At 44.0% G+C, this 22,077-nt stretch carries 26 protein-coding genes and 1 pseudogene; 24 read left to right on the plus strand and 3 right to left on the minus strand.

Annotated elements, in window-relative coordinates; genetic code table 11:
- From TY09_RS18665 to TY09_RS14980, 6 genes and pseudogenes are all read left to right on the plus strand, one after another.
- Positions 1-621 (plus strand): DUF6017 domain-containing protein (locus tag TY09_RS18665; protein WP_042436090.1); only part of this gene is annotated, 621 nt, incomplete at its 5' end.
- 12 nt (positions 622-633) lie between these two features.
- Positions 634-765: a DNA adenine methylase gene (locus TY09_RS18405; RefSeq protein ID WP_326520120.1), complete on the plus strand. Its 132-nt coding sequence runs from the start codon at positions 634-636 to the stop codon at positions 763-765.
- Positions 766-796: 31 nt separating this feature from the next.
- Positions 797-929: pseudogene (locus TY09_RS18885) on the plus strand (AbrB/MazE/SpoVT family DNA-binding domain-containing protein); the annotation flags it as partial.
- Positions 930-1,246: 317 nt separating this feature from the next.
- Entirely contained in the window at positions 1,247-2,014 is a 768-nt protein-coding gene (locus TY09_RS14970; RefSeq protein ID WP_042436092.1) for a ParA family protein, read from the plus strand.
- A gap of 211 nt (positions 2,015-2,225) precedes the next feature.
- Complete coding sequence (locus tag TY09_RS14975; protein ID WP_187119619.1) at positions 2,226-3,821, plus strand: ParB/RepB/Spo0J family partition protein; 1,596 nt, start codon at positions 2,226-2,228, stop codon at positions 3,819-3,821.
- A 36-nt stretch (positions 3,822-3,857) separates the two neighbouring features.
- On the plus strand, positions 3,858-4,121 hold the full coding sequence (locus TY09_RS14980) for a SpoVG family protein (RefSeq protein WP_042436098.1): 264 nt from the start codon (positions 3,858-3,860) through the stop codon (positions 4,119-4,121).
- Positions 4,122-4,124: 3 nt separating this feature from the next.
- On the opposite strand, the gene TY09_RS14985 is transcribed toward TY09_RS14980, so the two are convergent.
- From TY09_RS14985 to dinB, 3 genes are read right to left on the minus strand one after another with little or no spacing between them, the layout of a single operon-like run.
- Positions 4,125-4,691 (minus strand): SOS response-associated peptidase family protein, encoded by a 567-nt coding sequence (locus TY09_RS14985; RefSeq protein WP_042436101.1) that lies wholly within the window; start codon positions 4,689-4,691, stop codon positions 4,125-4,127.
- Positions 4,692-4,706: 15 nt separating this feature from the next.
- On the minus strand, positions 4,707-4,949 hold the full coding sequence (locus TY09_RS14990) for a hypothetical protein (protein WP_042436104.1): 243 nt from the start codon (positions 4,947-4,949) through the stop codon (positions 4,707-4,709).
- 18 nt (positions 4,950-4,967) lie between these two features.
- A complete protein-coding gene (gene dinB, locus TY09_RS14995; protein ID WP_042436106.1) occupies positions 4,968-6,200 on the minus strand; it encodes a DNA polymerase IV in 1,233 nt (410 codons plus the stop codon).
- A 196-nt stretch (positions 6,201-6,396) separates the two neighbouring features.
- Between dinB and TY09_RS18950 the strand changes: the two genes are divergently transcribed.
- The 18 genes from TY09_RS18950 to TY09_RS15080 all read left to right on the plus strand — a co-directional run bounded on the left by TY09_RS18950 (position 6,397) and on the right by TY09_RS15080 (position 21,903).
- Complete coding sequence (locus tag TY09_RS18950; RefSeq protein WP_276325303.1) at positions 6,397-6,528, plus strand: hypothetical protein; 132 nt, start codon at positions 6,397-6,399, stop codon at positions 6,526-6,528.
- A gap of 49 nt (positions 6,529-6,577) precedes the next feature.
- Complete coding sequence (locus tag TY09_RS15000) at positions 6,578-6,784, plus strand: DUF6133 family protein (RefSeq protein ID WP_042436108.1); 207 nt, start codon at positions 6,578-6,580, stop codon at positions 6,782-6,784.
- Positions 6,781-7,293 carry a prepilin peptidase gene (locus TY09_RS15005; protein ID WP_052335709.1) on the plus strand — a complete coding sequence of 171 codons (513 nt, stop codon included), beginning with the start codon at positions 6,781-6,783 and terminating at the stop codon, positions 7,291-7,293. Before TY09_RS15000 ends, TY09_RS15005 begins: the two co-directional genes overlap by 4 nt.
- A gap of 1 nt (position 7,294) precedes the next feature.
- Positions 7,295-8,029, plus strand: coding sequence for a Flp pilus assembly protein CpaB (cpaB, locus tag TY09_RS15010; RefSeq protein ID WP_042436111.1), 735 nt, complete (start codon positions 7,295-7,297; stop codon positions 8,027-8,029).
- Complete coding sequence (locus tag TY09_RS15015) at positions 8,019-8,762, plus strand: ParA family protein (RefSeq protein ID WP_042436114.1); 744 nt, start codon at positions 8,019-8,021, stop codon at positions 8,760-8,762. The genes cpaB and TY09_RS15015 overlap by 11 nt, the downstream gene beginning before the upstream one ends.
- Complete coding sequence (locus TY09_RS15020) at positions 8,759-10,108, plus strand: ATPase, T2SS/T4P/T4SS family (protein WP_042436117.1); 1,350 nt, start codon at positions 8,759-8,761, stop codon at positions 10,106-10,108. Before TY09_RS15015 ends, TY09_RS15020 begins: the two co-directional genes overlap by 4 nt.
- On the plus strand, positions 10,105-11,034 hold the full coding sequence (locus TY09_RS15025; protein WP_042436119.1) for a type II secretion system F family protein: 930 nt from the start codon (positions 10,105-10,107) through the stop codon (positions 11,032-11,034). The genes TY09_RS15020 and TY09_RS15025 overlap by 4 nt, the downstream gene beginning before the upstream one ends.
- A 4-nt stretch (positions 11,035-11,038) precedes the next feature.
- Positions 11,039-11,911: a hypothetical protein gene (locus TY09_RS15030; protein WP_042436121.1), complete on the plus strand. Its 873-nt coding sequence runs from the start codon at positions 11,039-11,041 to the stop codon at positions 11,909-11,911.
- A gap of 3 nt (positions 11,912-11,914) precedes the next feature.
- A complete protein-coding gene (locus TY09_RS15035) occupies positions 11,915-12,316 on the plus strand; it encodes a DUF4320 family protein (RefSeq protein WP_042436123.1) in 402 nt (133 codons plus the stop codon).
- Positions 12,313-12,852 (plus strand): hypothetical protein, encoded by a 540-nt coding sequence (locus tag TY09_RS15040; RefSeq protein ID WP_052335712.1) that lies wholly within the window; start codon positions 12,313-12,315, stop codon positions 12,850-12,852. The genes TY09_RS15035 and TY09_RS15040 overlap by 4 nt, the downstream gene beginning before the upstream one ends.
- 52 nt (positions 12,853-12,904) lie before the next feature.
- The gene (locus TY09_RS17750) at positions 12,905-16,354 is read left to right on the plus strand and encodes an Ig-like domain-containing protein (protein WP_081759679.1); all 3,450 of its coding nucleotides are present in this window, start codon (positions 12,905-12,907) and stop codon (positions 16,352-16,354) included.
- A gap of 56 nt (positions 16,355-16,410) precedes the next feature.
- Positions 16,411-16,806, plus strand: coding sequence for a single-stranded DNA-binding protein (locus TY09_RS15055; protein WP_042436127.1), 396 nt, complete (start codon positions 16,411-16,413; stop codon positions 16,804-16,806).
- Positions 16,796-17,755, plus strand: a complete 960-nt coding sequence (locus tag TY09_RS15060) for an ArdC family protein (RefSeq protein ID WP_052335716.1) — start codon at positions 16,796-16,798, stop codon at positions 17,753-17,755. The genes TY09_RS15055 and TY09_RS15060 overlap by 11 nt, the downstream gene beginning before the upstream one ends.
- Positions 17,733-17,909: a hypothetical protein gene (locus TY09_RS18410; RefSeq protein ID WP_157037056.1), complete on the plus strand. Its 177-nt coding sequence runs from the start codon at positions 17,733-17,735 to the stop codon at positions 17,907-17,909. Before TY09_RS15060 ends, TY09_RS18410 begins: the two co-directional genes overlap by 23 nt.
- 161 nt (positions 17,910-18,070) lie before the next feature.
- The gene (locus TY09_RS15065) at positions 18,071-18,394 is read left to right on the plus strand and encodes a MobC family plasmid mobilization relaxosome protein (protein ID WP_052335718.1); all 324 of its coding nucleotides are present in this window, start codon (positions 18,071-18,073) and stop codon (positions 18,392-18,394) included.
- Complete coding sequence (locus TY09_RS17755) at positions 18,367-19,728, plus strand: relaxase/mobilization nuclease domain-containing protein (protein ID WP_052335719.1); 1,362 nt, start codon at positions 18,367-18,369, stop codon at positions 19,726-19,728. The genes TY09_RS15065 and TY09_RS17755 overlap by 28 nt, the downstream gene beginning before the upstream one ends.
- Positions 19,718-20,212, plus strand: coding sequence for a DUF3801 domain-containing protein (locus TY09_RS15075; RefSeq protein WP_042436131.1), 495 nt, complete (start codon positions 19,718-19,720; stop codon positions 20,210-20,212). The genes TY09_RS17755 and TY09_RS15075 overlap by 11 nt, the downstream gene beginning before the upstream one ends.
- Positions 20,212-21,903 carry a VirD4-like conjugal transfer protein, CD1115 family gene (locus TY09_RS15080; RefSeq protein WP_052335721.1) on the plus strand — a complete coding sequence of 564 codons (1,692 nt, stop codon included), beginning with the start codon at positions 20,212-20,214 and terminating at the stop codon, positions 21,901-21,903. The genes TY09_RS15075 and TY09_RS15080 overlap by 1 nt, the downstream gene beginning before the upstream one ends.
- Positions 21,904-22,077 lie beyond the last annotated feature (174 nt).

Below are 22,077 nucleotides of genomic sequence, written 5' to 3' on the forward strand. Positions count from 1 at the left end.
ATTTATGAATATGATCTGCTGGAAGAACCGGATCTGACCACCTCGGCCACGATTAACCTCAACAAGAATGGTGAGATCATCAGCATCACGGAAGAAATTGACCATACACCCCAAAATGGGGGTAGTGGTCAGAAAACACCGGATGACCATACCCCCCATTTCGGATGCGGTGCTCAAAGCACCCTATGCTTTTCGGACCCTATCCAAAAGGGGGGCGGTAAAGATAATACTACGTCTGATAATACTCCTTTTGATAATATTGAATCAGTCAGTCCTTCTTACAATGAAAGACTGACTGATTTTTTGTCCAACCGGATCAAAGAACAGATCGAATACAATTATTTTGCAGAGGAGTTTCCGGATGACCTGCTGACCATCAGTGCCTTGGTTGATTGCATGGTGGAAATTAGGGCATCTCATGAAACTAAGGTGAATGGTGTGCCACACAGCAGAGAAGTCCTGGCCCCTTACATAGCCAAGGTCGATAGCTGCACGGTTCGCGAGTTTATGGAGCATATGCGAGGAAAGTCCCTCAAAGGCGTAAAAAACATTACAGCTTACTATCGCAGTTGCTTTATAAATTACCTACGGGAGCAGGAACTTAGTAAAATGGTGATTTAGGAGGTATAAACTATGCAGCAAATTCGCTCAGTCATAAAGTACCCCGGATCAAAATGGCGTATTGCTGACTGGATCATCAACCACATGGCAGAACACCGTAGCTATCTGGAACCGTATCTGGGCAGCGGCGGTGTTTTCTTTTAGATCATAAAACAGAAAGAAGGATTGAACTTCTATGAAAGCAACAGGGATGGTAAGACGCATCGACGGCTTTGGGAGGGTGGTTATCCCAAAAGAAATTTGTCGAACATATGGTATCCGCGAGGGTGATCCGCTCGAAATTTTTACAGATGATGGCAGCGTGATTTTTCGTCGTTTTAATGACTCTCAACCACTTCTGGAAACACTTCAACGTTTACGGGAAGATGTCCGGAATACCGATGACTTACAGAATCGTTCTGCACTGCTAAAGGTGATTGCAGAGATGGATACTTTACTGAACGCCGAACCGACTTGCAGTCCGGTGCAAAAATTGGAGGAAGTATCACGATGAACGCTGAACAGCAGAAAGCCTATGAGAGTATGCAATCAGCAATTGAAGAGTTCAGAAACCAAAATCCTTAAATTAACGCAGAGCTAAAAGCCCTGTGTTTTTTATTTTACAAGTATGAAAGGAAGTACAATTATGAGCATCAAAATCGCTATTACTTACGAAAAGGGCGGCGTCGCCAAAACCACCACAGCAGTCAACGTGTCTGCAATCCTCGCGGAGCAGGGTTACCGGGTACTGCTGATTGATCTAGACCCTCAGAGCTACGCTACCAGTTATTACGCTCTTTATGATGATTCCGTTCCTAGTATCAACGACGTGATGCAGGGGCGCGTTGCGGCAAAGGACGCTGTCAGAGACTGCGGATTCTTCGGGCTGCAAATGATTCCATCAAACTTTGCTTTTAAAGAGATTGAAACCTTCCTGATGGCCAAAACGCGGGGGCAGGATTTCTTTCTTAAAAATGCTCTTGCCGACATGGAAGAGGATTTTGATTTTATCTTCATGGATTGCCCTCCCTCCGGGGAGCGTATCAAAACAAACGCTCTGGCCTTTGCCGATTATGTGATACTCCCCACCATCCCCGATGACTATGCAGTGCAGGGTCTGCTGTGCATGTCCACCTTCATTGTCGATATTGTGAAGTATGTAAATCCCTCTTTGGCTGTCCTGGGTGTGCTGATTACGATAGACGAACGCACGGCCAACAAGATAGCCTATAAAACAGCCCTGCAGTCGCAGGATATTTTCCCCTGCTTTACAACCTCAATCCGTAAAAACACAAAGCTTTCCGAAGCGATCAACGCCCATCAGCCCATCAACGTATATGAACCGAAAAGCAACGGCTGCCAAGATTACAAGGCTCTTACCGAAGAAATCTTGGCAAAGCTGCAGTTGAGGTAAGGTTATGGCAAAGTATTATTGCAAATGCGGCCGCACCTTTCAGAAAAGCGGTGATTCCGGAACTACCGGCTACCGCCTGAAAGAGTATGGCCCGCAGCATGAATGCCACGGCTGCCCTTACGCGCTTCCGGTAGTAGATAACTGCTGGGATAATAAAAGTAATTCCTGGAGCGAAACAGTTCGTGCGTGGGAATGCCGTACCAGTCAGCGTTTGAATTACGATACCTATGCGGATCTGTCTCTGGGAAGCAAAACAGTCGGTAGCGTTTACTCACTGGATTTTCCCTTTCTGCAGGAGATACAGTCCTTCATACAGCAGACGGACGGTATTTCAACTGATAGAGGAAAACCCGGAGAGCGCGGTGTACAGTACGGCACTGACGGCCTTTATCGCTTACCAATTTACCCGGATCAAAACAAAAAGGGCATTTCTGCAAAGCAGGCGCTATTTGATCGTTTCTTTCTTTCGGATTGCAGCCGGAAGGATGTTTCCCCCGGGCAGGAAAGAGAAATCATTTTAGAGAGGATTGAGGGAGCTACTATGGGAAAAATTAACATTGGCAATATTTCTGCCGGTTTGAATAAAGTGAAGGGTATCACACAGAGTCTGAAAAGCGTGGCAAAACATGAGCTGATCCCCACCGAGTACATCAAAGTGGGATATGACAATCCATACGCCGTGAACGACACGCAGCAGAGCCGGTATGAGCTCGCCATGAGTTTACAAGCCAATGGATTGCTGAATCCACTGATCGTCAACAAAAAGTCGGACACAGAATACTGGCTGATCTCCGGGGAGCATCGGCTCAGTGCAATCAAAGAAAATTTGAACTGGCCGACCGTGTCTTGCATGGTATACGACAACATCAGTGATAATCAGGCGAAGCTGATGCTCCATGCGGTCAATCTGGATGTGCGGGAATACACCACCGCTCAAAAGCTGCAATTTTATCAGCAGACAGAACAGTTACTGATGCAGATGAAAGAAAGCGGAGAATTTACCGGCGCCATCCAGCAGGGGATTGCGGAAACACTCAAGGTCAGCACCCGGCAGGCTCGAAAATATAAAAAGATCGTGGAATATCTGTCGCCGGAAGATCAGCAGCGGGTTATAGACGGTGAACTCAGTATTGATAAGGCATATCAGATGACAATGCCCTCTGCTCCGCCGAAAGAAGAACCGGCAATGAAAACCGGAAGTACTTCCGCTTTTGCGCCAGAAGCAGAAGACGAATCTCTATCCCCATCAATGAAGTTTGAACCTTCCTATATTCGGATGTCAGAATTGAGCGCTGATGAACTTTCAGATGCTATCAAGCAAACAGATGTTAGCAGACCCGAAAGCGGAAGCGCTTCCGATTTTGAATCAAGGACAGTAATTGACCACCACCCCCAAAATGGGGGGTATGGTCAGGAAGCTGATACCGAAACCGGAAGCACTTCCGATTTTGACGCTGCTTTTTGGGACGAGAAAGTGAAATTCGCTATTAAAAAGCGTTATGACTGCAAAAAGCTATTTCAGTATTATAAATCGCAGATTCCCACAGTACAGGAAGCAATCAGGGACATATTAAAACCAGATTACGGCCTCTCTTCCGGAACCGTAATATTCCCTGGCGATATCGCAGGGTTTGCTTCCGCGCGATCCACATCGTTTGAAGTCGAGTATTTCGCAAAAGACAACACACAGCGCTATACATTCACTTATTCTCAGGTTGACGCCTATATTCGCCAGATGATACGCACTAACGAGTTACTGGACAGGAAAAGCCGTAAAGAAATCCAACAGCAGGGCGAACTCGAATAACCGGAAGCGCTTCCGAATTTGAAAGGAGATCTACCAGTGAAAATTACCCACGTTAAAATTGAACCGGTATGCGGAATGCCTCGTCTAAAAGGAATTGCCAGCATCGTCTTGGATGACGAGCTGGCAATCAACGAAATCAAAATCATACAGGCCGAAAATGGTATGTGTGTCGAATTTCCCAACAACAAAAAACGAAACAAATTTGGCTACCAAAACATTGCACCGCTAAATCCTCAAATTAGAGGATATTTACAGTCGGTGATCCTGAACGCCTACCAATCGGCACTGGAAGCGGGATGAATATCATGCCAGTTGTTTTATCAGCTTCGGTCTACTGGATTGTAAGATATCCAAGGCCCCCTGATAGCTCCCGATCCATTGATCCATTTCCGGATGCTTCAAAACCACCGGCATCCGGGGATGGATTTTCACAATGGATTCATTTGCTTCTGCTGTTAAAATCACAAACCGACGTTCACCATCAAAGTCGTTGTAAAGACCGGCCATGTACAGCGCACCCTCGTTTGGTAAATTAAACTGATACTTGATTTTCGGTTTTTTATGCGTCCATTCGTAAAACCCACATGAAGGTATAATGCACCGTCTTACTTCTAAGCTTTTTCGGAATGTCCGAAGCTCCGCTGCCGTTTCCCCGCGGGCATTTATGTGGACACCTCCATTAAACTTTGGAAAGCCCCATTTGATAGCTTCTGCCACAAGTCTATTGTCCTTCTGAATGAGCACCGGTGCGCTATTTGTTGGGCCTATCTCACCTATCTTTATATCTTGATTTTTTCTCTGTACTTCCTCGATAATTTCCCGTATCTCTTTTATTTCAGGATCGGAAAAAAGGACGTATCGGCCGCACATAAAAATCACCTCTCGTTATATTCTGTCCTCTTTTGCATCAACAAACCACTTATCTTCTTCTAACCAGATATATCGCTCTCTACCTTTAATTCGACAGAGATAACGGATGCCTGTGCCACCTGCCTTGAGTGATGCCGCTTGACGCACGTCCAATACTTTATCAATCTCATATAGCAGCTCCGGCGACCAGCGAATGGCCAAAGGAATAATTTGACCCTCCTCGGTGTACCGGACTATCATATCAACATATTTTTTCATGGGTTCCACCTCTTGCTCCTAGAAATATCCGACCGGGTGAATCGTGTGATCACGCTTGGGATCACATCCGGACAGCTCCGGATCTTGCAAAAGGACTGCCGGCCGCACAGCATTGGTTCCAAAGCGCCTTTTCAGCCCATCCACGGTAGTATCCAGTCGCTCCCTGCGTAGCTGCTCCTGCCCCGAACCGAATAAATCAAGCTGCAGCGGAGCCGAATCACTGACCAAATCGGAGATACTGATGCCCAGGCTGCGTATAGGCTTTTGCCAGTAATAATGCCGTTCAAATAAATCCATTCCTATTTGTGCAATTTCGGCGGTGATGTTGGTGTAACGGCTCAACGTATGTTGTCTCGTAAAGCTGGACAGCTGATTGTCACGGACGGCGATGCTAACAGTCCGCCCTTTAAAACCCTGTTCCCGTAATCGACGGGCCACACTGTCAGCAAGCACGTACATTATAATTTTGACGTCCTCTTTGTTTTCCAGGTCCCGGGGTGTGGTGGTACTGTTCCCTATACTTTTAACATCTTCATGATCTTCATAGCGAGCAACCGGTGTACTATCAAACCCATTTGCAAAAGCGTGTAGTACACTGCCCCATTTTCCGAACCAACCTTTGAGAGTTTTTTCAGGAGTACCGGCCAAGTCGCCTATTGTGTGCTTGCAATAAGATTCTAATTTTCGTTGCGTGGCTCGGCCAACGTAAAGCAAATCGCCAACCGGCAGCGGCCAGACAAGCTCTTTAAAATTATCCCGCCGAATCTCCGTTACTGCGTCAGGCTTTTTGTAGTCTGATCCCAACTTTGCAAAAATCTTATTGTAAGATACTCCGATGCTCACGGTGATCCCCAGCTCCTCCTTGATCCGGCAACGGATCTCCTGCGCGAGCTGCACACCATTCACACCTTTAGCAGTAACCTCGATCCAGCATTCATCCAAGCCATACGGCTCTACCCGATCTGAGTAATCAAGATAAATTTGATGACAAAGGCGCGAAAAGCGTTTGTAATCCTCAAAGCGTGGCGGGACAATCACTAAATCTGGACACTTCTGCCGAGCCTGCCAAAGGGCCTCGCCTGTTTTAATGCCATATCGCTTTGCGTGGTCATTTTTGGCCAAGATTATTCCGTGCCGCTGCTCCACATCACCACCTACCGCTACCGGCCTATCTCTGATTTCCGGCCGGTGTAGACACTCGACGCTGGCATAAAAACTATTGCAGTCAGAGTGTAAAATTGTTCGTTCCATCTCGTCACCACCAAACACTTGTTCTATATATTATGGAACGTGTGTTCGAAATATTCAAGAGGAAATAAAAGACATCTGATTTGTTTTCAATCAGGTGTCTTTTTTTGTTACACAGAAAGGAGGAATCCACACGGAAACCAAAAACATTGTTATAACCGCAGACCGGTTATTATCTCTAGCTCAATGCAGCCAGCGCATGACCGGCTATGTAACACCGGATGACACGCTCCTAATCGTGCGCCTGATGAGTACAGATGGTACGCCGATCAACTTATATCTGGACAAGCGCTGTGTCTATGACGGATTTTGCACCTATGAACCGCCGTAGGATGAGCTTCCGGAAATCTACTTCTAAAAAACTTTAAAGGAGAATGGAAATGAAAAACAAAATCAATTTGGCATTCCGTAAAACAGTTGGACTATTAAAAAGCGAAAAGGGTGCATCCGCAATCGAAATTGCTGGTGCAGCAATCATCGCCATTGTATTGGCTATGATTATTTTGAATGCATACACCGGCATCTTTTCCGAAACAATTATTCCTGGTATCAAGGCGAAAATCGCTGAAATGTTCGCAGTCAAATGACACAGGTAATTAAGATACTAAGGGAATCCAGAGCCGCAGAACGCATTCTTCTTTTTGTTCTCTTATTCCTCTGCATGGGTATTCTTTTGAAGATGCAGTCAGAAACTTGGATACTGTTCAAAGGTATTCTTTTTATCATTAGTCTGCTGATAATCAGCTTTTCTGACTTCAAGCTTCAAATTATCCCTGATATTTTATTGATTCCAGTTATCTGCTCCGGTTTTATCGGTGTAACATGGAACTCAGTTGTAGGGCTGTTTTTCCCTTCTGCCTTGTTTTTAACGATGGCTTATTTCAAAAACGGTATTGAAGGCGGGGATATAAAGCTGATGGCAGCTTGCGGTTTTGTATTGGGCATATACGGTGCAATACTCGCAGCGCTTATAGGTCTGCTCTTATTCCTCATCGTACATCTACCAACATATCTAAATCAAAAAAATAAAGTTTATGCGCTTGCACCCTGCCTTAGTGTAGGGTGCTTTTTCGCATTTAACATGATCGGAGGCTAAAATGAAAAAATTTTTTAAAGACAGAAAGGTGCTGGGCGGTCTCTGCATCGTACTGGCATTAATCCTATCTTTTGTTGTCGCTCCTGCATTCAGCAACATTAAAAGTAAACAGATCGAGATTGTCCGGGTAAAAAGTCAAATCGAAGAAAACACGCTGATCACAAAAGACATGGTAGAAATCGTAAAAGTGGGGGGATATAACCTGCCGGGCAATACCGTGACTGACCCGAATGAGGTAATTGGAAAATATGCTTTAGCCACATTAATGCCCGGTGACAGCATTTTGGATACTAAAATTGCAACTGAGTCCCCTAATGCTTATTTATCGCAGCTTGATGGAAAACAGGTGGCTGTATCAATTTCCATCAAAAGTTTTGCGTCAGGTATGTCCGGTAAGCTGCGGGCCGGAGATATTATCTCTCTTTCTGTTGCTGACTACGGCGACTTAAAACAAACTCTGATGCCGGAGGAACTACGATATGTTCGACTGATTGCAGCCACTAACAACACAGGTGTGGACAGATCTGCCGACCAAAAAGATACCAGTTCAGACGATATGCCGTCCACTCTAACGGTAATAGTGACGCCGGAGCAGGAACTAAAGCTTGTGGAATATGAGAACCAAGGGAAACTGCATGCTGCTTTAGTTTATCGCGGCTTCGAGCAGAACGCTCAGAAGTTTCTTGAATTGCAGAGCAAATATTTGAATGGAGGTACAGCAAGTAATGCCGGATAATCGTTTGATTGCAATTTGGGGAAGTGTAGCCAGTGGCAAAACCACTTTGACCATAAAAATTGCAAAAGAGCTGGCTGCACTGAAAAAGAATGTCTTGGTGATCCATTGTGATAATGAAACTCCGATCTTACCGCTATTGCTCCCGATCGAAGAAAGCATTTCTACACTAGGAGATGTATTATCTTTGCCGGAGCCAACCGTAACCGATCTGTTGAAGCATTGCCACATCTACGGCAACAGCGGCTATCTTAGTATCATGGGATATAAGCTGGGAGATAACCTGATTACCTATCATGAATATCTTGATCCGGAGGTCAGATCGCTTTATCGCCTTTGCCTCAAAATTCCTGACATTGATTATATTCTGGTAGATTGTTCACACCACACCAGCGAAATACTGACAGCCACCGCGCTGGAGATTGCCGACCAGGTGTTACAGGTTTCCACAGCTACACTGAAAAGTGCTGTGTACAACGAATCACAAAAGAGGTTGCTGCAGGGGGCCAGGTATCAATACAAGAAGCATTTGCAAATTTTGAATGATGTATTCCCCAAACAGGATACCTATTCCTTCCGGGAAGCCTTGGGAGGTGCAAACTACATCTTCCCTCACTGCCCCGCCATTACCCAACAGACCGAAGAAAAGAAATTGCTTGATGCGGTTTATGGCAAAGAGGGAAAAGTTTTTCAATCAGCTATGGAAGATTTGATTAAGGAGGTCTTTCAGAAATGAGTAGAAACCTATTTCAAACCCAACAAAAACGACTCAGTTTTGCAGAAGTCTTTAATCATACCCAAAATTTTATGTTTCAGAAATATAAGGAACTGCTGGCGGGCGATGCAGAAAAAAGCAAAAATCAGCTGATAGCATATACCCAACAGTACTTAACAGAACAAGGGTATGAAGTAGAAGGATACAGCTTTGATGACCTGGTAAACAAGTTGATTGATGAAATGACCGGATTTTCTTTTCTCTCTCAATATCTGGATTTTCGAATTAAAGATGTAGAAGAAATTAATATCAACTCATGGAATGACATCAAGGTCACTTTCAGCGATGGACGGGTGGAACCGGCAGTAGGAAGATTTTATTCGCCTAATCATGCTCTAAATACTGTTCGTCGATTATTGAGCAGATCGAGAATCGTTTTAGATGACAAGACGCCTTGCGTTCGAGGACATCTGAATAAGAAAATTCGTATTACTGTAAACGGCTTTGGAGTAATCGATGAAGACGTTGGCGTAACAGCATCCATCCGATTCATTAATCCTCAGAAGTTAGGTAAAGAAGATTTCGTCCGCTTTGGTACGGCCACGGAAGAAATGCTGGATTTTCTCAGCATTCTGTATCGATATGGTATTTCCATGTGCTTGGCCGGACCAACAGGCACAGGAAAAACCACCATCATGAGCTGGATCATGTCTACAATTCCGAACGACAAGCGACTCTACACTGTAGAAAACGGTACAAGAGAGTTTGACTTGCCCAAAAAGGATGATGACGGCAATGTGATAAATAATGTGATTCACACCTGCACCCGTTATTCCGACGATCCTGCTCTTAGCATCACACAGCAGATGCTGCTCGAGCAAGGGCTTACATTTAATCCAGACTACTTCTGCTTAGCCGAAATGAAAGGATCGGAAGCCTATGAAACACAGGAAGCTGCCCGCACCGGTCATGCTGTCATTTCTACAGTACACGCTATCAGCTGCGAAAAAATATACGACCGTATTCTTGATCTGTGCAGCTTAAAAGGAAATCTTAGCGATAAACTGTTATCTCGTTTTGTTGTTGACGCATTTCCAATCACCTTTTTCATCAAAAAGATGGAGGATAACGTTAGAAGGATAACCGAGATTTGCGAATGCTCTATAGATAGCGATGGCACCCGAAAATTAAACCGGCTGTATCAATACCACACACTCCACAATGATATTGTAAAAGGCAAAACTGTTATTACCGGAAAATTTGAGCGTGTAGGTGTTATCTCAACCAAGTTGCAGCAGACACTTCGGGACAATGGGATTCCCGAGGCCCTTCTGCAAAATTTCATTGGTGGAGGTGAACATACTTGACCTTCTTATTCACCTTAGCTTTTTTGCTGTTAATTGTAGGTGCTTTTTTACTTCTCCAGTTATCGCCTTTGGATTTGGTGGATCAAGTAAATACTTTTGCGGCTCAGCGAAAGACAAAACTTAAAAAAAGTGTCGCTCTTAGCAAAAAGCCAGTTAAACTTCGAGGAATCAAAAGAATTGTGAAGGAAGCTCAAGATATACTAGCACAGGAAAATGATAAACAGAAATGGCCACAATTAATTCTCGCCTCTATGGGGCTTGCGGCGCTAGGGCTATTAATTTCCAGTGCGTTGAACAACGTCTTTCTTGCACCGGTGCTGGCAGGCGGTTTAGGATTGATGCCGTTCCTTCTGATATCGTTTTCTTATATTCGTAAGAAAAAGGGGTTAAATGCCGCATTGGAAACAGCCCTTTCAACAATTACATCTTCTTATTTACGTACAGAATCCATTGTTACAGCTGTTCGTGAAAACGTAGATCATCTGGATCCGATTATCCGACCAACCTTTGAAAGATTTTTGGTACAAGCAGATCTCATCAGCTCCGATCTGATGGCAGGGTTGGAAACCATGAAGCGAGGAATTGACAGTCCCGTTTTTCACGAGTGGATTGATGCTATGAAGCTGTGCCAGAAGGACAGAAACCTAAAGTCCACATTATTGCCGATTGTCAACAAGATGTCCGATATGCGTGTGGTATCCGGTGAGCTTAATATCCTTTTATATCAGCCTCTAAAGGTATACGTTATTATGGCTCTGTTCTTGGTTTTAGAGATTCCTTTCATTCGCATTTTGAATGAAGAGTGGTATCTACTGCTGATGAACACCGTCGCGGGCAAAATCGTTATAACCATTGATGTGATCCTTTTGCTGATATCTTTCGTAAATGTCATACGCAGCACCAGACCCATTGAATACAGGAGGTGACAATATGCTGATTTATATTTTGTGCTTTTGTTTTCTATCAAGTGGCATTTACCTTCTACTATGCGATTTGTTGCATATCCCTACATTGGCAAGCTCACATGCCGCAATGGAAATTGCCAGAGGCGGTAAATCAAAAGTTTGGAAAGCCGACACTCTATTGTTGGCATTAGCCTCCAAACTCAGTCCGTATATTAAACTAAACCTCCAGCAAAAGAAAAACTTGGAAGCCTCGCTGCTATATGCCGGAATCAATATGCAGCCAGAAACATACTTGGCTAATGCAATTATTAAGTTGCTACTGAAAATGTTACTTCTGTTCCCATTTACCATAACACTTCCGGTTATGGATCTGGTTGTTATTTGGTGGGCTGTGAACAGCTTTTTTGCAGACATTGGATCTGCGCAAAAAATGGTCAAAGAGAAAAGAGAACAAATTGAACGTGAACTGCCACGGTTTGTTGCCACAATCGAACAACAGCTGCATTCCAACCGTAATATCTTAGCTATATTGATCGGGTATAAAAGCAGCGCAGGAGAAGCATTCCGCAATGAATTAGAGTTGACGATTGCCGATATGCAGTCGGGAATTCCTGAACAGGCTTTGGTGCGTATGGAAGCAAGAGTAAACAGTATCATGATGAGTGAAACCGTGCGCGGCCTATTAGCCGTAATGCGCGGGGACAATGGGGCCATGCACTTCTCTATGTTGGCCAATGATTTCAAAAAACAGGAACGGCAGCAACTGAATATGATTGCGATGAAACGGCCCGATGGTTTAAAAGTATTCAACTATCTGGTTCTGGCTGGTTTCTTTATTACGCTGGTCGTTCCCATTGCAATGTATTTAATGGATCTATTACATCAAATGGCAGGGTGAAAAATGAAAAAGATAAAAGACATACTGACCTCTTCCCGCGGAAGTATTGTGTTTGAATCTCCTGTAATGGTGGTATTAGTCGTTATGGTTCTTATGCTATTTTTGACCGTAGCTCCAGCCTTCATCGACAAGCAGCAACTCGATGTCTATGCATCAGAGTTGCTGCGCACCGCCGAGCTATCCGGTCAGGTTGGGGAAGAAACCTCGAAAATGGCGAGTAAGCTGAATGATCGTACCGGTCTGGAGCCGAGAATTTCTTGGTCTAAGACTGGTAAAATCCAGCTTGGCGAGGAAATCATTATTACATGTACGATTCAAAAAGATCTCGGTTTCGGCAACCTGGGCTCTTTTCCAGTTACCTTACAGTCTCGGCAAACAGGAAGATCGGAGGTTTATTGGAAGTGAAAAGGCTCTTGATTATTCTTAAAAATCACAGTGGCAGTTCTGTGTTTTTGACGGCTGCCGTTATTTTTTCCTTACTGATCGCTACGTCCGCAGGATTTGAATACCTGCGTCTACAAATAATTGCCTACGGCACACGTAATGCAATGGAATCAGTTGTAACCCAGTCCTGCACGTCCAACTATGATCGACTGTTCAATGGATTGCGTGAGGGGTATAGCGGAGCCTATCAGTTTACCGGTTCTGACTGGTCGGAAAATGTTGATGATCAATCCATCTATGGATTTGTAAATGATCAGCTGGGAACCAAGTACAACGGCGGTGAATATACCAAATCGAATAGCAGTGGTTATGAATACAAAATAACTGATCTGAAAATCAAAATGACAAACACTCCTTTCACTTCTAGTGGAAGCGATGAACAATTTACCGGCGTCGCTTCCTATACCGTTATCATACCGATGTCATTCGGCTGGCAACAAAGCCCACCCTTAGAAATACCCATTGAGGTAAAGGCAGGTTATCAACCTAAATTTTAAAGCACCTGTAAAACGAGCTTTACAGGTGCTTATTGTTTAAAGGAGGGACAAAATGAAAAGAAGCAAAACGACGACTGTCGTACTTACATGCTTGTTGTTATTTATGTTCACGATTTTCGGCGGGGGCACCGCTCTGAGTGCTTTAGGAATTATTTCAATACCTTTCTTCAATTCTTCGTCCGAAAACACAACTTCTACTGCATCTACTAGAGGTCATGATTCTGATACTAACGGTATATTTCTACCGTCAGGTATACAGCTTTATAATCCGCAAACTTCGGTGTCCTCCAATATTGCAAATGAAGAAAACTCGATTTCTGAGAGTATTGGGGATACGAGCAATGAAAAAGATTATTCTTATGTCGCGGAGCTTACCGGAAGCTCCGGAACTTCCTTAAATTCTCAGAGTAGCACACCATCTTCATCTGGGAATACCGGGAGTTCTTCGGACAGTTCAGCTTCTACCCCTGCTGATTCTGACGCCAGCAGCGGAAGTGCTTCCGATTCAAGTAGTTCAAATAGTAATACAAGTTCAGGCGGCACAATAATTCCAGGGAATCGTCCAAAGCCTTCTGAAGGGGGCGGCTCGGTATCTGTTAAATCTGTCGTGCTTGATCAAAGCGACGTAACGATTAACAGAAAAAACACTTTGCAGCTGACAGCAACCGTAACCCCTCAAAATGCTAAAAACAAAGCAGTCACATGGACATCAAGCAATCCGGACGTTGCTACTGTAGACAATGCCGGAAAAGTTACCGGCATTGGGGCCGGTAACACTACTATCACAGCTTCGGCAGGTCAAAAGACAGCAACTTGCGAAATTACTGTAGTGGTGTTGATGGACGGCATTACTCTCAACCATACTGAACTTTCAATCGACAAGGGCGGGGCGGAGCAGCTTACAGCTAAGATCACCCCAGAGGATACCACAGAGGATAAAACAATTACCTGGACATCTTCCGCCCCTGATATTATCAGTGTTGATGACAACGGGCTGGTGACAGCTCATAAGGTCGGAAAAGCCGTTGTGAAAGCCTCAGCGGTCGGAGCCTCGGCCAGCTGCGAAGTCACGGTTTTGTCACCGATGACCGGCATCAGCCTGGATAAATCCACTCTTATTCTTAACCGCAATAGTTCAGACAAACTCGCCGTCAGCTTTTTGCCGGTGGATACCACTGATGGCCGCGAAGTGACATGGAGCAGCAGCGCTCCGGAAATTGCTGATGTTGATCAGCAGGGAAATGTTATCGCCTACAGTATCGGGACGACGACAATTACGGCCCGTTGCGGTGAGTTTACGGCCACATGTGATGTGACTGTAATCGCTCTGATCGAGGGCATTTTTCTTGACCAGACGGAAATAACGCTGGATCGCGGCGCAGAAGGCCAGCTCACAGCTTCAATCGTTCCATTGGACACAACCGAAGATAAAACGATTACTTGGGTTTCGAGCAATCCCGACATTGCCACGGTTGATGCAGCCGGCAAGGTGAACGGCGTAAAGATAGGCACGACAACCATCACGGCCAAAGTCGGGGAACATATCGCGTCTTGCGATATTAATGTTGTGGCGCTGATTCATGGCATCACATTAGACAAATCTGAGCTTACCCTTGACAGAGATACCACCGGGCAGCTTGCGGTATCTTTTGATCCTCCGGATACCACCGATGATAAGACAGTTACCTGGTCCTCCAGTGACCCGACTGTTGCCACGGTTGATGTAGCCGGTAATGTGACTGCTGTTCAAATCGGTACTGCCACCATCACCGCCCAAGTCGGAACATATACCACAACTTGCAACATTACAGTTGTGGCTCTGATTCACGGTATCACACAAGCTAAATCGGAACTTACTCTTGACCGTGGAACCACCGATCAGCTAACCGTATCTTATGATCCGCCGGACACGACGGAGGATAAAACTGTGATTTGGACTTCCAGCAACCCCAGTGTGGCCACTGTAGATGCAGACGGTAATGTGACCGCTGTTCAAATCGGGGCAGCAATTATCACAGCCACGGTCGGAGAGCATACCGCATCTTGCAACGTCACGGTGGTGGCCCTAATTCACAATATTTTATTGGATCAGACTACATTTAAGCTTAATAAGGGACAAGGGCATCAGTTTATAGCAATTTATGATCCACCAGATACTACAGAGGACAAAACCGTTATCTGGTCTTCCAGTGATCCGACTGTTGCTGTCGTAGATAATGGAGGTATGCTGCTGGCGATTGCACCCGGCAACACAACAATTACTGCAAAGGTTGGTAATCACACCGCCACCTGCGATGTAAGAATACGTGATACCTATACAATTACGACGGCTGCGATTGGAAATGGATCGGTTTCTCCCGGTGGGCTTGTAGTCGAGGATAATACCATAACCCTGATAGCTACCCCCATCACAGGTCATCATTTTGTCAGTTGGACAGATAATGACGGCAATGTGGTTAATACAGCCACATATACCTATTCACCCAACAAATCGACAAAATGGACTGCACTCTTTAAAATCGATACCTATGATAATACACAGGTAACGATTCCTACCGATACTGCAGGCGGAACAGCAACTGTTTCTCCCGCTGCTCCATACACCTATGGTCAAACTGTAACCTACTCCGCCACACCGGCCAAAGGATACCATTTTGTAAACTGGACAAGTAATAAAGGCAACGTTGAAACTCGTCAGACGTTCGATTGGATATTGACCGGCCCGATCATCTGGACACCTCACTTTGAGGGTAATCTCTATACTGTACAGGCTACCGGTAAATCACCAGAAAAAGATGCTGGCGGTACAATTACAGGTACCGGAACATATCATTTTGGTGATACGGTTACGCTTAAGGCCGTGCCAGATTCCCAGTTCAAGTTTGTCAAATGGACAAACAGTGCTGGCGATGTAGTGGAAACGTCTACTCTTAGTTTTAAGCTTGATGATAAGTATGTCGACTCGTCAACTATTACTTGGACAGCCAATTTCATAATGAATGCTTTTGTGCGGGCTGACTATACAGCAACCAATGAATGTGATTCATTAGCATGGCGCTCCGGCAGCGCTGGCCTTTATATTGATTTTTATGGAGATAAGTATGAATCAAGCAAAGGAAGTCTAACCCTAACATTGGATAACCCTATATCGGTTAATGCTGGAGAACAATTATTATTAATTACCTATGAGGGGCGTTATTACGGCTATACAAAGAATCGTAGTACCTCTTATACGGTCTATGACGAAAATAACCAAGTGCTTGCATCAGGGTCTTTCAGCCTTTACAAAGATACCGAGAAAGAGCGGGATTCATCAACGCTAAAACTTACCGCCGGCAAAACTTCTAAAGTAGCAAAAATAGTATTTAGTATGTCAGGCTCCGGAAAATATCACGAAACCAGTAAAGATGATCAGCCTAGCATGATGTGGCTTGATTTGGATGACATTACTATCGCTGACCAGTATGTCTACGCCATCAGAAATTATAATCGTCCGAAATAGTGATCGTTCGGCCATCCGCTTTTTCGGGTGGCCGATCAACTTAAGGAGGTTTAAAGATGTTAAACGTTGCTGTTCTTATGGGGCGCTTAGTCGACACTCCAGAGCTTCGACATACACCTCAAAATCTGGCTGTGACGAGCTTCTCACTTGCTGTTGATCGTCCAAAGTTTTCAGGCAAAGATTCTCAGGCTGACTTTATCGATTTTGTTGCCTGGCGCTCTACAGCAGAATTCATTTGCAAATATTTTCGCAAGGGACAACTTATAGCCATTCAAGGATCGATACAGACGCGAAGCTATCGCGATCGAGAGGGAAACAAAAGAAAAGCCTTTGAAATATTGGTCGATAATGCCCACTTTGCGGGAGAAAAGAAGGAAAAGGATTCGGCGGCACCGCCGGATCCTTTTCCTAATTTTGTAGATGAAGATGGAGGAATTTCAGATGGCAAGTGATAAGAAATACCAAGAAATCACTGAAAAACTTTTAAACGGCGTGACAGAAGTTTTTCAGGGAGATCGATTCAAGCAGTACCTCCAGACTATGTCAAAATTTCATTCCTATTCGTTTCGAAACAGCCTTCTCATTCATTTACAAATGCCAGAAGCTAAAAGGGTTGCCGGATTTGAATCTTGGAAAAAGTTTAATCGTTATGTTAAAAGAGGTCAAAAAGGGATTGCAATCTTTGCGCCGTATCTTATCAAGAAAAAGGTTCAGTCAGAGAGTGAAAATCCTGAGGAAGATGGAGGAGAAACGGAGCAGGCTCTGGTGAAATTTAAGATCACCTATGTATGGGATGTATCGCAGACCGAAGGCGAACCTCTCCCTTCTTTTTGTAACGAGTTGACCGGCGATGTAGATCGATTCGATCAAATTTTCTCTATGCTGAAAGAAATATCCCTTTACAGTATCAGCTTTGAACAAATCCCCGGTACAGTAAAAGGATACTGCAGCTCCGAAAACAGAAAAATTGCAATTCAGATAGGCATGAGTGATGAGCAGACGATAAAAACTCTAATTCATGAAATTGCTCATTCACTGCTCCATGAAGATTCCAAAAAATCCAGAGAACAGGAAGAGGTGGAAGCTGAAAGCGTCGCTTTCATCATTTCTGACTTTTTAGGGGTAGATACATCAAGCTACAGTTTTGATTATGTCGCTGTCTGGAGCCGTGAGATGGAAACCTCTGAACTTCAAGAAATTCTTGCAAACATTCAACAACAGGCCAGCACAATTATCAGTCAACTCTCCGAAAAAATTGATGTATTAGCTCAAGAAGAAGAAAAGGCGCAACCGCTTATAGAATGTGGACTCGATGAAAAATTACATTTGGCAGAACAGAGAATCGCAAAAAACAATCAGCGACAGGAGGTTGTGGTAGATGGAAAAAATCTATTTCAATGATGAGGAACTCGCAATTCTCGAATCGCTTTCAAGTCTAAGCGATGAGGAAATGTTGAAAACTTTAGAAGCTTCCATGCGCGACGAAACTGAAAATACCAATCAGGCCGCGCTGCGGCATCTCATTCTAAAGCTTTCGCGGCGAAGCCGAAAATAGGTAAGGTTTTCCTACGGGCGAGCACTGCATGTGGCTATCCACATGCCAATTTTGCAAAATACTCCGTTCCGGAGTTTTTGCAAAATCGCTCGTTAGGGTGTCCCCTAAAACCCCTAAATAATTAACCTTAGAATAAAATGATGAAGCAGGAGGCGCATCAGTTGGAAAAAAATCGAGTCAGAAAGCGGTCAATGATGATTCGCTTTACGGATGACGAGTTACAATTTCTCAAAGAGAAGATGGATGATGCCGGTTTCTCTAATAATAGAGAAGCATATCTTCGGAAAATGGCTATGGACGGCTATGTAATTAAACAAGACTTCGCAGGACTATCTGATGTCGTTTATCAACTATCACGCATCGGCAACAACTTGAACCAGATGACTCGAATTGCAAACACACACGGCGATATTGAATTGTCCGAACTGAAAGAAATCAAGAAGGGCATCGATCAGATATGGCAACTACTTACATCGAAGGCATAGCAGTTCGGCCGGGGCGAACCGCCTTGCAAACCGTATTTGACTCCATATCCTATATTACTAATCCGCTAAAAACTCGCGACGGTAAATGGGTGACTGGATATAAGTGTTCTCCGGATAGTGCTCATTATGAAATCCTTATGCAGCACCGGCTAGCCGAACAGATCACCGGCAGAAGCGTAATTCAGGATTATCAGGGCAAAAAAAAGTCTTATCTGCTTATGACCATGCGTCAGTCATTTGCACCTGGCGAAGTAAATGAGAAAACTGCTCACGAACTTGGCTGCAGATTGGCAGAGCAATTTCTCGGCGACAAATATCAATACGTTGTTGCAACGCACGTCAATACGCGCTGTATTCACAATCACATAATTTTCAATATCGTAGGAGATGATTTCAAAAAATTCCATCAAACAAAGTTCACACCCAAACGATTGGCCGAATGTAGCGATAATCTTTGCGTTGCTTATGGTCTATCGGTTGTGGTTCCTTCTCAATCACGCAGCAAACGGACTTATACAAATTCCAGGGTGACGCCGTTCCGAACAATTCTAAAAAATGACATCGACCGCTGCATTCAAGCAGCAAAAGATTACGAGGAATTTCTTACATTACTCGAGCGAGACTACTATGTGAAAAGTTCTGGAAAATATCTTACGGTACGCAATCGCACAAATGGTCAGCAGCGAAATATTCGTGTTTACACTTTAGGTGAGGAATATAAGGAGGCCAATATCAAAAAGCGAATCGTAAACGATATCGCTTTTGTAGAAACCGGAAGCACTTCCGCTTTTGGGAAGTTTCAGCTGGAAGAAAATCCAATTGAAAACACGTCCTATTCTCAACAGCTTAGAAATATTCAGGCTATGTTCCAAGCCTCTGGCGTTATTTCTGATTACGCCGTTCATGAATACTCTGATCTCCAGAGAAACATTCAAGTTCTTTATGATTCCGCTACTGCCGCGAAAGAGAGAATCTTGCAGGCAGAGGATGAGATTGACAAATTTGATCAGTTACTTATTGCTATGAGCATTTTGGAGAAATACGATGATATAGCACGGGAGTATGAACACGCCTTACTCAAGGACCGATTCTATCAATCGCACCGCAAAGAGCTGGATGAATATTTAAATGCGGAAGAAAGGCTGGCCGGAATTCCGGTAACAACCGAATCAAAATGGGATTTGGAACAAACAGTGAAAGAAAGCAGAAAGGAGCTTGATGATTTGCGAAGTAGATATTTTGATCTCCAAGATAAATTAGAAGAAATCAATCAGGCAAAACGAGTAATTGATAAAGTCCATCGTAAAAAAGGAGGATACGAATATGGTCGGTGATGAATTAAGTGAAAAAATGGTTGTCTACTCTTTCCGAACATCCGGCAGGCTTACTGGAAAGGCACTCAAGGCTTTTTTAAAGGCTGTGAAGAAAAAAAGCGAAAAGGCAATCAACAATCTTACGCCCAACGAGGTAAATATGGATCGGCTTTCTGATTCTGGCAACATTCAGGTGCAGGGAATGGAAGTCGGTAAGGAGCAGCTGGCCGGTTTCGATCAATACGCAAAAAAATACGGTTTGGAATATTCTCTCATTCAAGAGCAGAACGATCCGAACCATTATTTTTTTGTTTTTCGTGCAAGAGATATTTCAAAAGTAGAAATGGCTGCCGAAGATTTTTTGAAGGATAAGACTGCCGATCGCGGCGATCTGAACGAGCGATTTGAAAAAGCTCGTGAACAGGCGCTTCAATTCAACAAAGCACGTGAAAAAGAAAAAACTCGCTCACAATCTCGTGAAAAAGCAAAGGAAGTGGCAAGATAATGCAGGCAATAAAACAAAAATGGCTCCCGTTGATTGTCCTTTTCACCTTGGCCTTTTTAATTTTTTTCGTATCATCCTATATGGTCTTGAAAGAATTGAATATGTACGACTGGAAAATCACCGCGGAGATCTCCGCGGTGATTTCTTTTTTAGTAGTTCTCCCTCAGTTGAAGGGTAAAAAGTCGCGCGAGTATGCAAACAAAGAACATGGTTCTGCTCGTTGGGGTACTAAAGCCGACATTAAGCCTCTAATAGATAAAGATTTTTTTAACAACATCATATTGTCAGCAACAGAATTTTTATCGATGAATATGCGGAAAACTCTGCTGAATTGTCATGTATTTGTCTTGGGCGGTTCCGGTGCCGGTAAATCTCGCTTTTACGCTAAATCCAACATCATGCAAATGAACGCCAGTTATGTCGTTACCGATCCAAGCGGTGAACATTTGCGTGACGAGGGGAAAATGCTGAAACAAAACGGTTACAAAGTTAAGGTGTTCAATGTTGTAGATATGGCCAACAGCATGCATTTCAACCCTCCAAAGTATTTCCAAAAAACAGAGGATATTCTAAGGTTTGTTGAATTGCTTATTGCGAACACCAATGGAGCCAGTGGCCAAGCAAACAATTCACCACGTGATCCATTCTGGACAAATGCTGAAAAACTTTGGTTTATGGCTCACATAGCTTTCGTTCAGGAAACATGCCTGGAGCATGAGAAAAACATGAATTCAGTGGTATTCCTTTTGAACCATTCCGAAGTCAGAGAAGAGGATGAATCTTACAGATCTGCCATTGATATCCTCTTCGATGAATTGGAACAAAAAAATCCTAACAGCTTTGCGGTAAAGCAATATAAAAAATATAAGCTTGCCGCAGGTAAAACCGCAAAATCCATTTTGGTCAGCGTCGGTGTGCGTTTGGCATGCTTCGATATTCCCGAAGTTTCTGCTCTTGTTTCAGATGATGAGATGGATTTAGACCAAATCGGTGATGAAAAAACTGCTCTTTTTCTGATTGTTAACGATAAAGACCCAACCTACAATTTTCTGGTGGCCATTCTGCTTGATGTCATGTTTAACACACTATGCCGACGAGCAACGGAGCAACTGAATAAGCAACTGAAAATACCGGTACGGTGCATTCTTGATGAGATTGCAAATATTGGCTATTTCCCAAATCTGCACATTCTGGTGGCCGTCTTAAGAAAACATTTGATTTCTCTAGAATTCCTCTTCCAAAATGTGAATCAGGCTAAGGCAATGTATAAAGATCACTGGGCCACAATTGAAGGAAATTGTGATACTACGGTATTCCTCGGCGGCAAGGGAGAAGATACAACAAAATATGTCTCAAAGGATCTTCTGGGTTCGGCCACGATCGATACCGTATCATATGGCGGCGGAGGCACTTCCGGTAGCATGGGCCAGAACAGCTACAATTCTACGGAGGGGAAGGGCGGCAGATTTCTACTTGATGAGACCGAGGTGGCCAGACTCGATAAAGACAGCTGTATCGTTTCCATTCGTGGGATGCAGCCATTCAAAAGTAAAAAATATGATCCCCGGCAACATCCGAACTACAAGCAGTTGGCAGATTACGATGAAGCGAACGCTTATGTGTTTCATCGCGGCCTTGATCTGCAGCACGCAAGCATTCAATATTACACAGTCGATTTACAGGAGGAATAAATAATGAAAAGTGAGACGATTTTATCTCTTTTGAGAGTATTCATTATCTTGGCAGGATCGCTTACCGTCTTGTGGGGTGTCAACGACTGGTGGGGCGACGGTCAGCAAAGTAGTATCGGTACAAAGAAAATAGTCGGCGGCATTGCCTTTGCTGCTATTGGCGGGTTTATTATG

Origin of the sequence: Faecalispora jeddahensis (assembly GCF_000577335.1) — a bacterium.
GTDB lineage: Bacteria > Bacillota > Clostridia > Oscillospirales > Acutalibacteraceae > Faecalispora > Faecalispora jeddahensis.

Excerpts from the sequence above, each read along its gene's own strand:
- TY09_RS18405 (WP_326520120.1), top strand. The coding sequence starts at position 634 with ATGCAGCAAATTCGCTCAGTCATAAAGTACCCCGGATCAAAATGGCGT.
- TY09_RS14970 (WP_042436092.1), top strand. The coding sequence starts at position 1,247 with ATGAGCATCAAAATCGCTATTACTTACGAAAAGGGCGGCGTCGCCAAA.
- TY09_RS14985 (WP_042436101.1), bottom strand. The coding sequence starts at position 4,691 with ATGTGCGGCCGATACGTCCTTTTTTCCGATCCTGAAATAAAAGAGATA.
- TY09_RS14990 (WP_042436104.1), bottom strand. The coding sequence starts at position 4,949 with ATGAAAAAATATGTTGATATGATAGTCCGGTACACCGAGGAGGGTCAA.
- dinB (WP_042436106.1), bottom strand. The coding sequence starts at position 6,200 with ATGGAACGAACAATTTTACACTCTGACTGCAATAGTTTTTATGCCAGC.
- TY09_RS18950 (WP_276325303.1), top strand. The coding sequence starts at position 6,397 with ATGACCGGCTATGTAACACCGGATGACACGCTCCTAATCGTGCGCCTG.
- TY09_RS15000 (WP_042436108.1), top strand. The coding sequence starts at position 6,578 with ATGAAAAACAAAATCAATTTGGCATTCCGTAAAACAGTTGGACTATTA.
- TY09_RS15005 (WP_052335709.1), top strand. The coding sequence starts at position 6,781 with ATGACACAGGTAATTAAGATACTAAGGGAATCCAGAGCCGCAGAACGC.
- cpaB (WP_042436111.1), top strand. The coding sequence starts at position 7,295 with ATGAAAAAATTTTTTAAAGACAGAAAGGTGCTGGGCGGTCTCTGCATC.
- TY09_RS15015 (WP_042436114.1), top strand. The coding sequence starts at position 8,019 with ATGCCGGATAATCGTTTGATTGCAATTTGGGGAAGTGTAGCCAGTGGC.
- TY09_RS15020 (WP_042436117.1), top strand. The coding sequence starts at position 8,759 with ATGAGTAGAAACCTATTTCAAACCCAACAAAAACGACTCAGTTTTGCA.
- TY09_RS15030 (WP_042436121.1), top strand. The coding sequence starts at position 11,039 with ATGCTGATTTATATTTTGTGCTTTTGTTTTCTATCAAGTGGCATTTAC.
- TY09_RS15035 (WP_042436123.1), top strand. The coding sequence starts at position 11,915 with ATGAAAAAGATAAAAGACATACTGACCTCTTCCCGCGGAAGTATTGTG.
- TY09_RS17750 (WP_081759679.1), top strand. The coding sequence starts at position 12,905 with ATGAAAAGAAGCAAAACGACGACTGTCGTACTTACATGCTTGTTGTTA.
- TY09_RS15055 (WP_042436127.1), top strand. The coding sequence starts at position 16,411 with ATGTTAAACGTTGCTGTTCTTATGGGGCGCTTAGTCGACACTCCAGAG.
- TY09_RS15060 (WP_052335716.1), top strand. The coding sequence starts at position 16,796 with ATGGCAAGTGATAAGAAATACCAAGAAATCACTGAAAAACTTTTAAAC.
- TY09_RS18410 (WP_157037056.1), top strand. The coding sequence starts at position 17,733 with ATGGAAAAAATCTATTTCAATGATGAGGAACTCGCAATTCTCGAATCG.
- TY09_RS17755 (WP_052335719.1), top strand. The coding sequence starts at position 18,367 with ATGGCAACTACTTACATCGAAGGCATAGCAGTTCGGCCGGGGCGAACC.
- TY09_RS15075 (WP_042436131.1), top strand. The coding sequence starts at position 19,718 with ATGGTCGGTGATGAATTAAGTGAAAAAATGGTTGTCTACTCTTTCCGA.
- TY09_RS15080 (WP_052335721.1), top strand. The coding sequence starts at position 20,212 with ATGCAGGCAATAAAACAAAAATGGCTCCCGTTGATTGTCCTTTTCACC.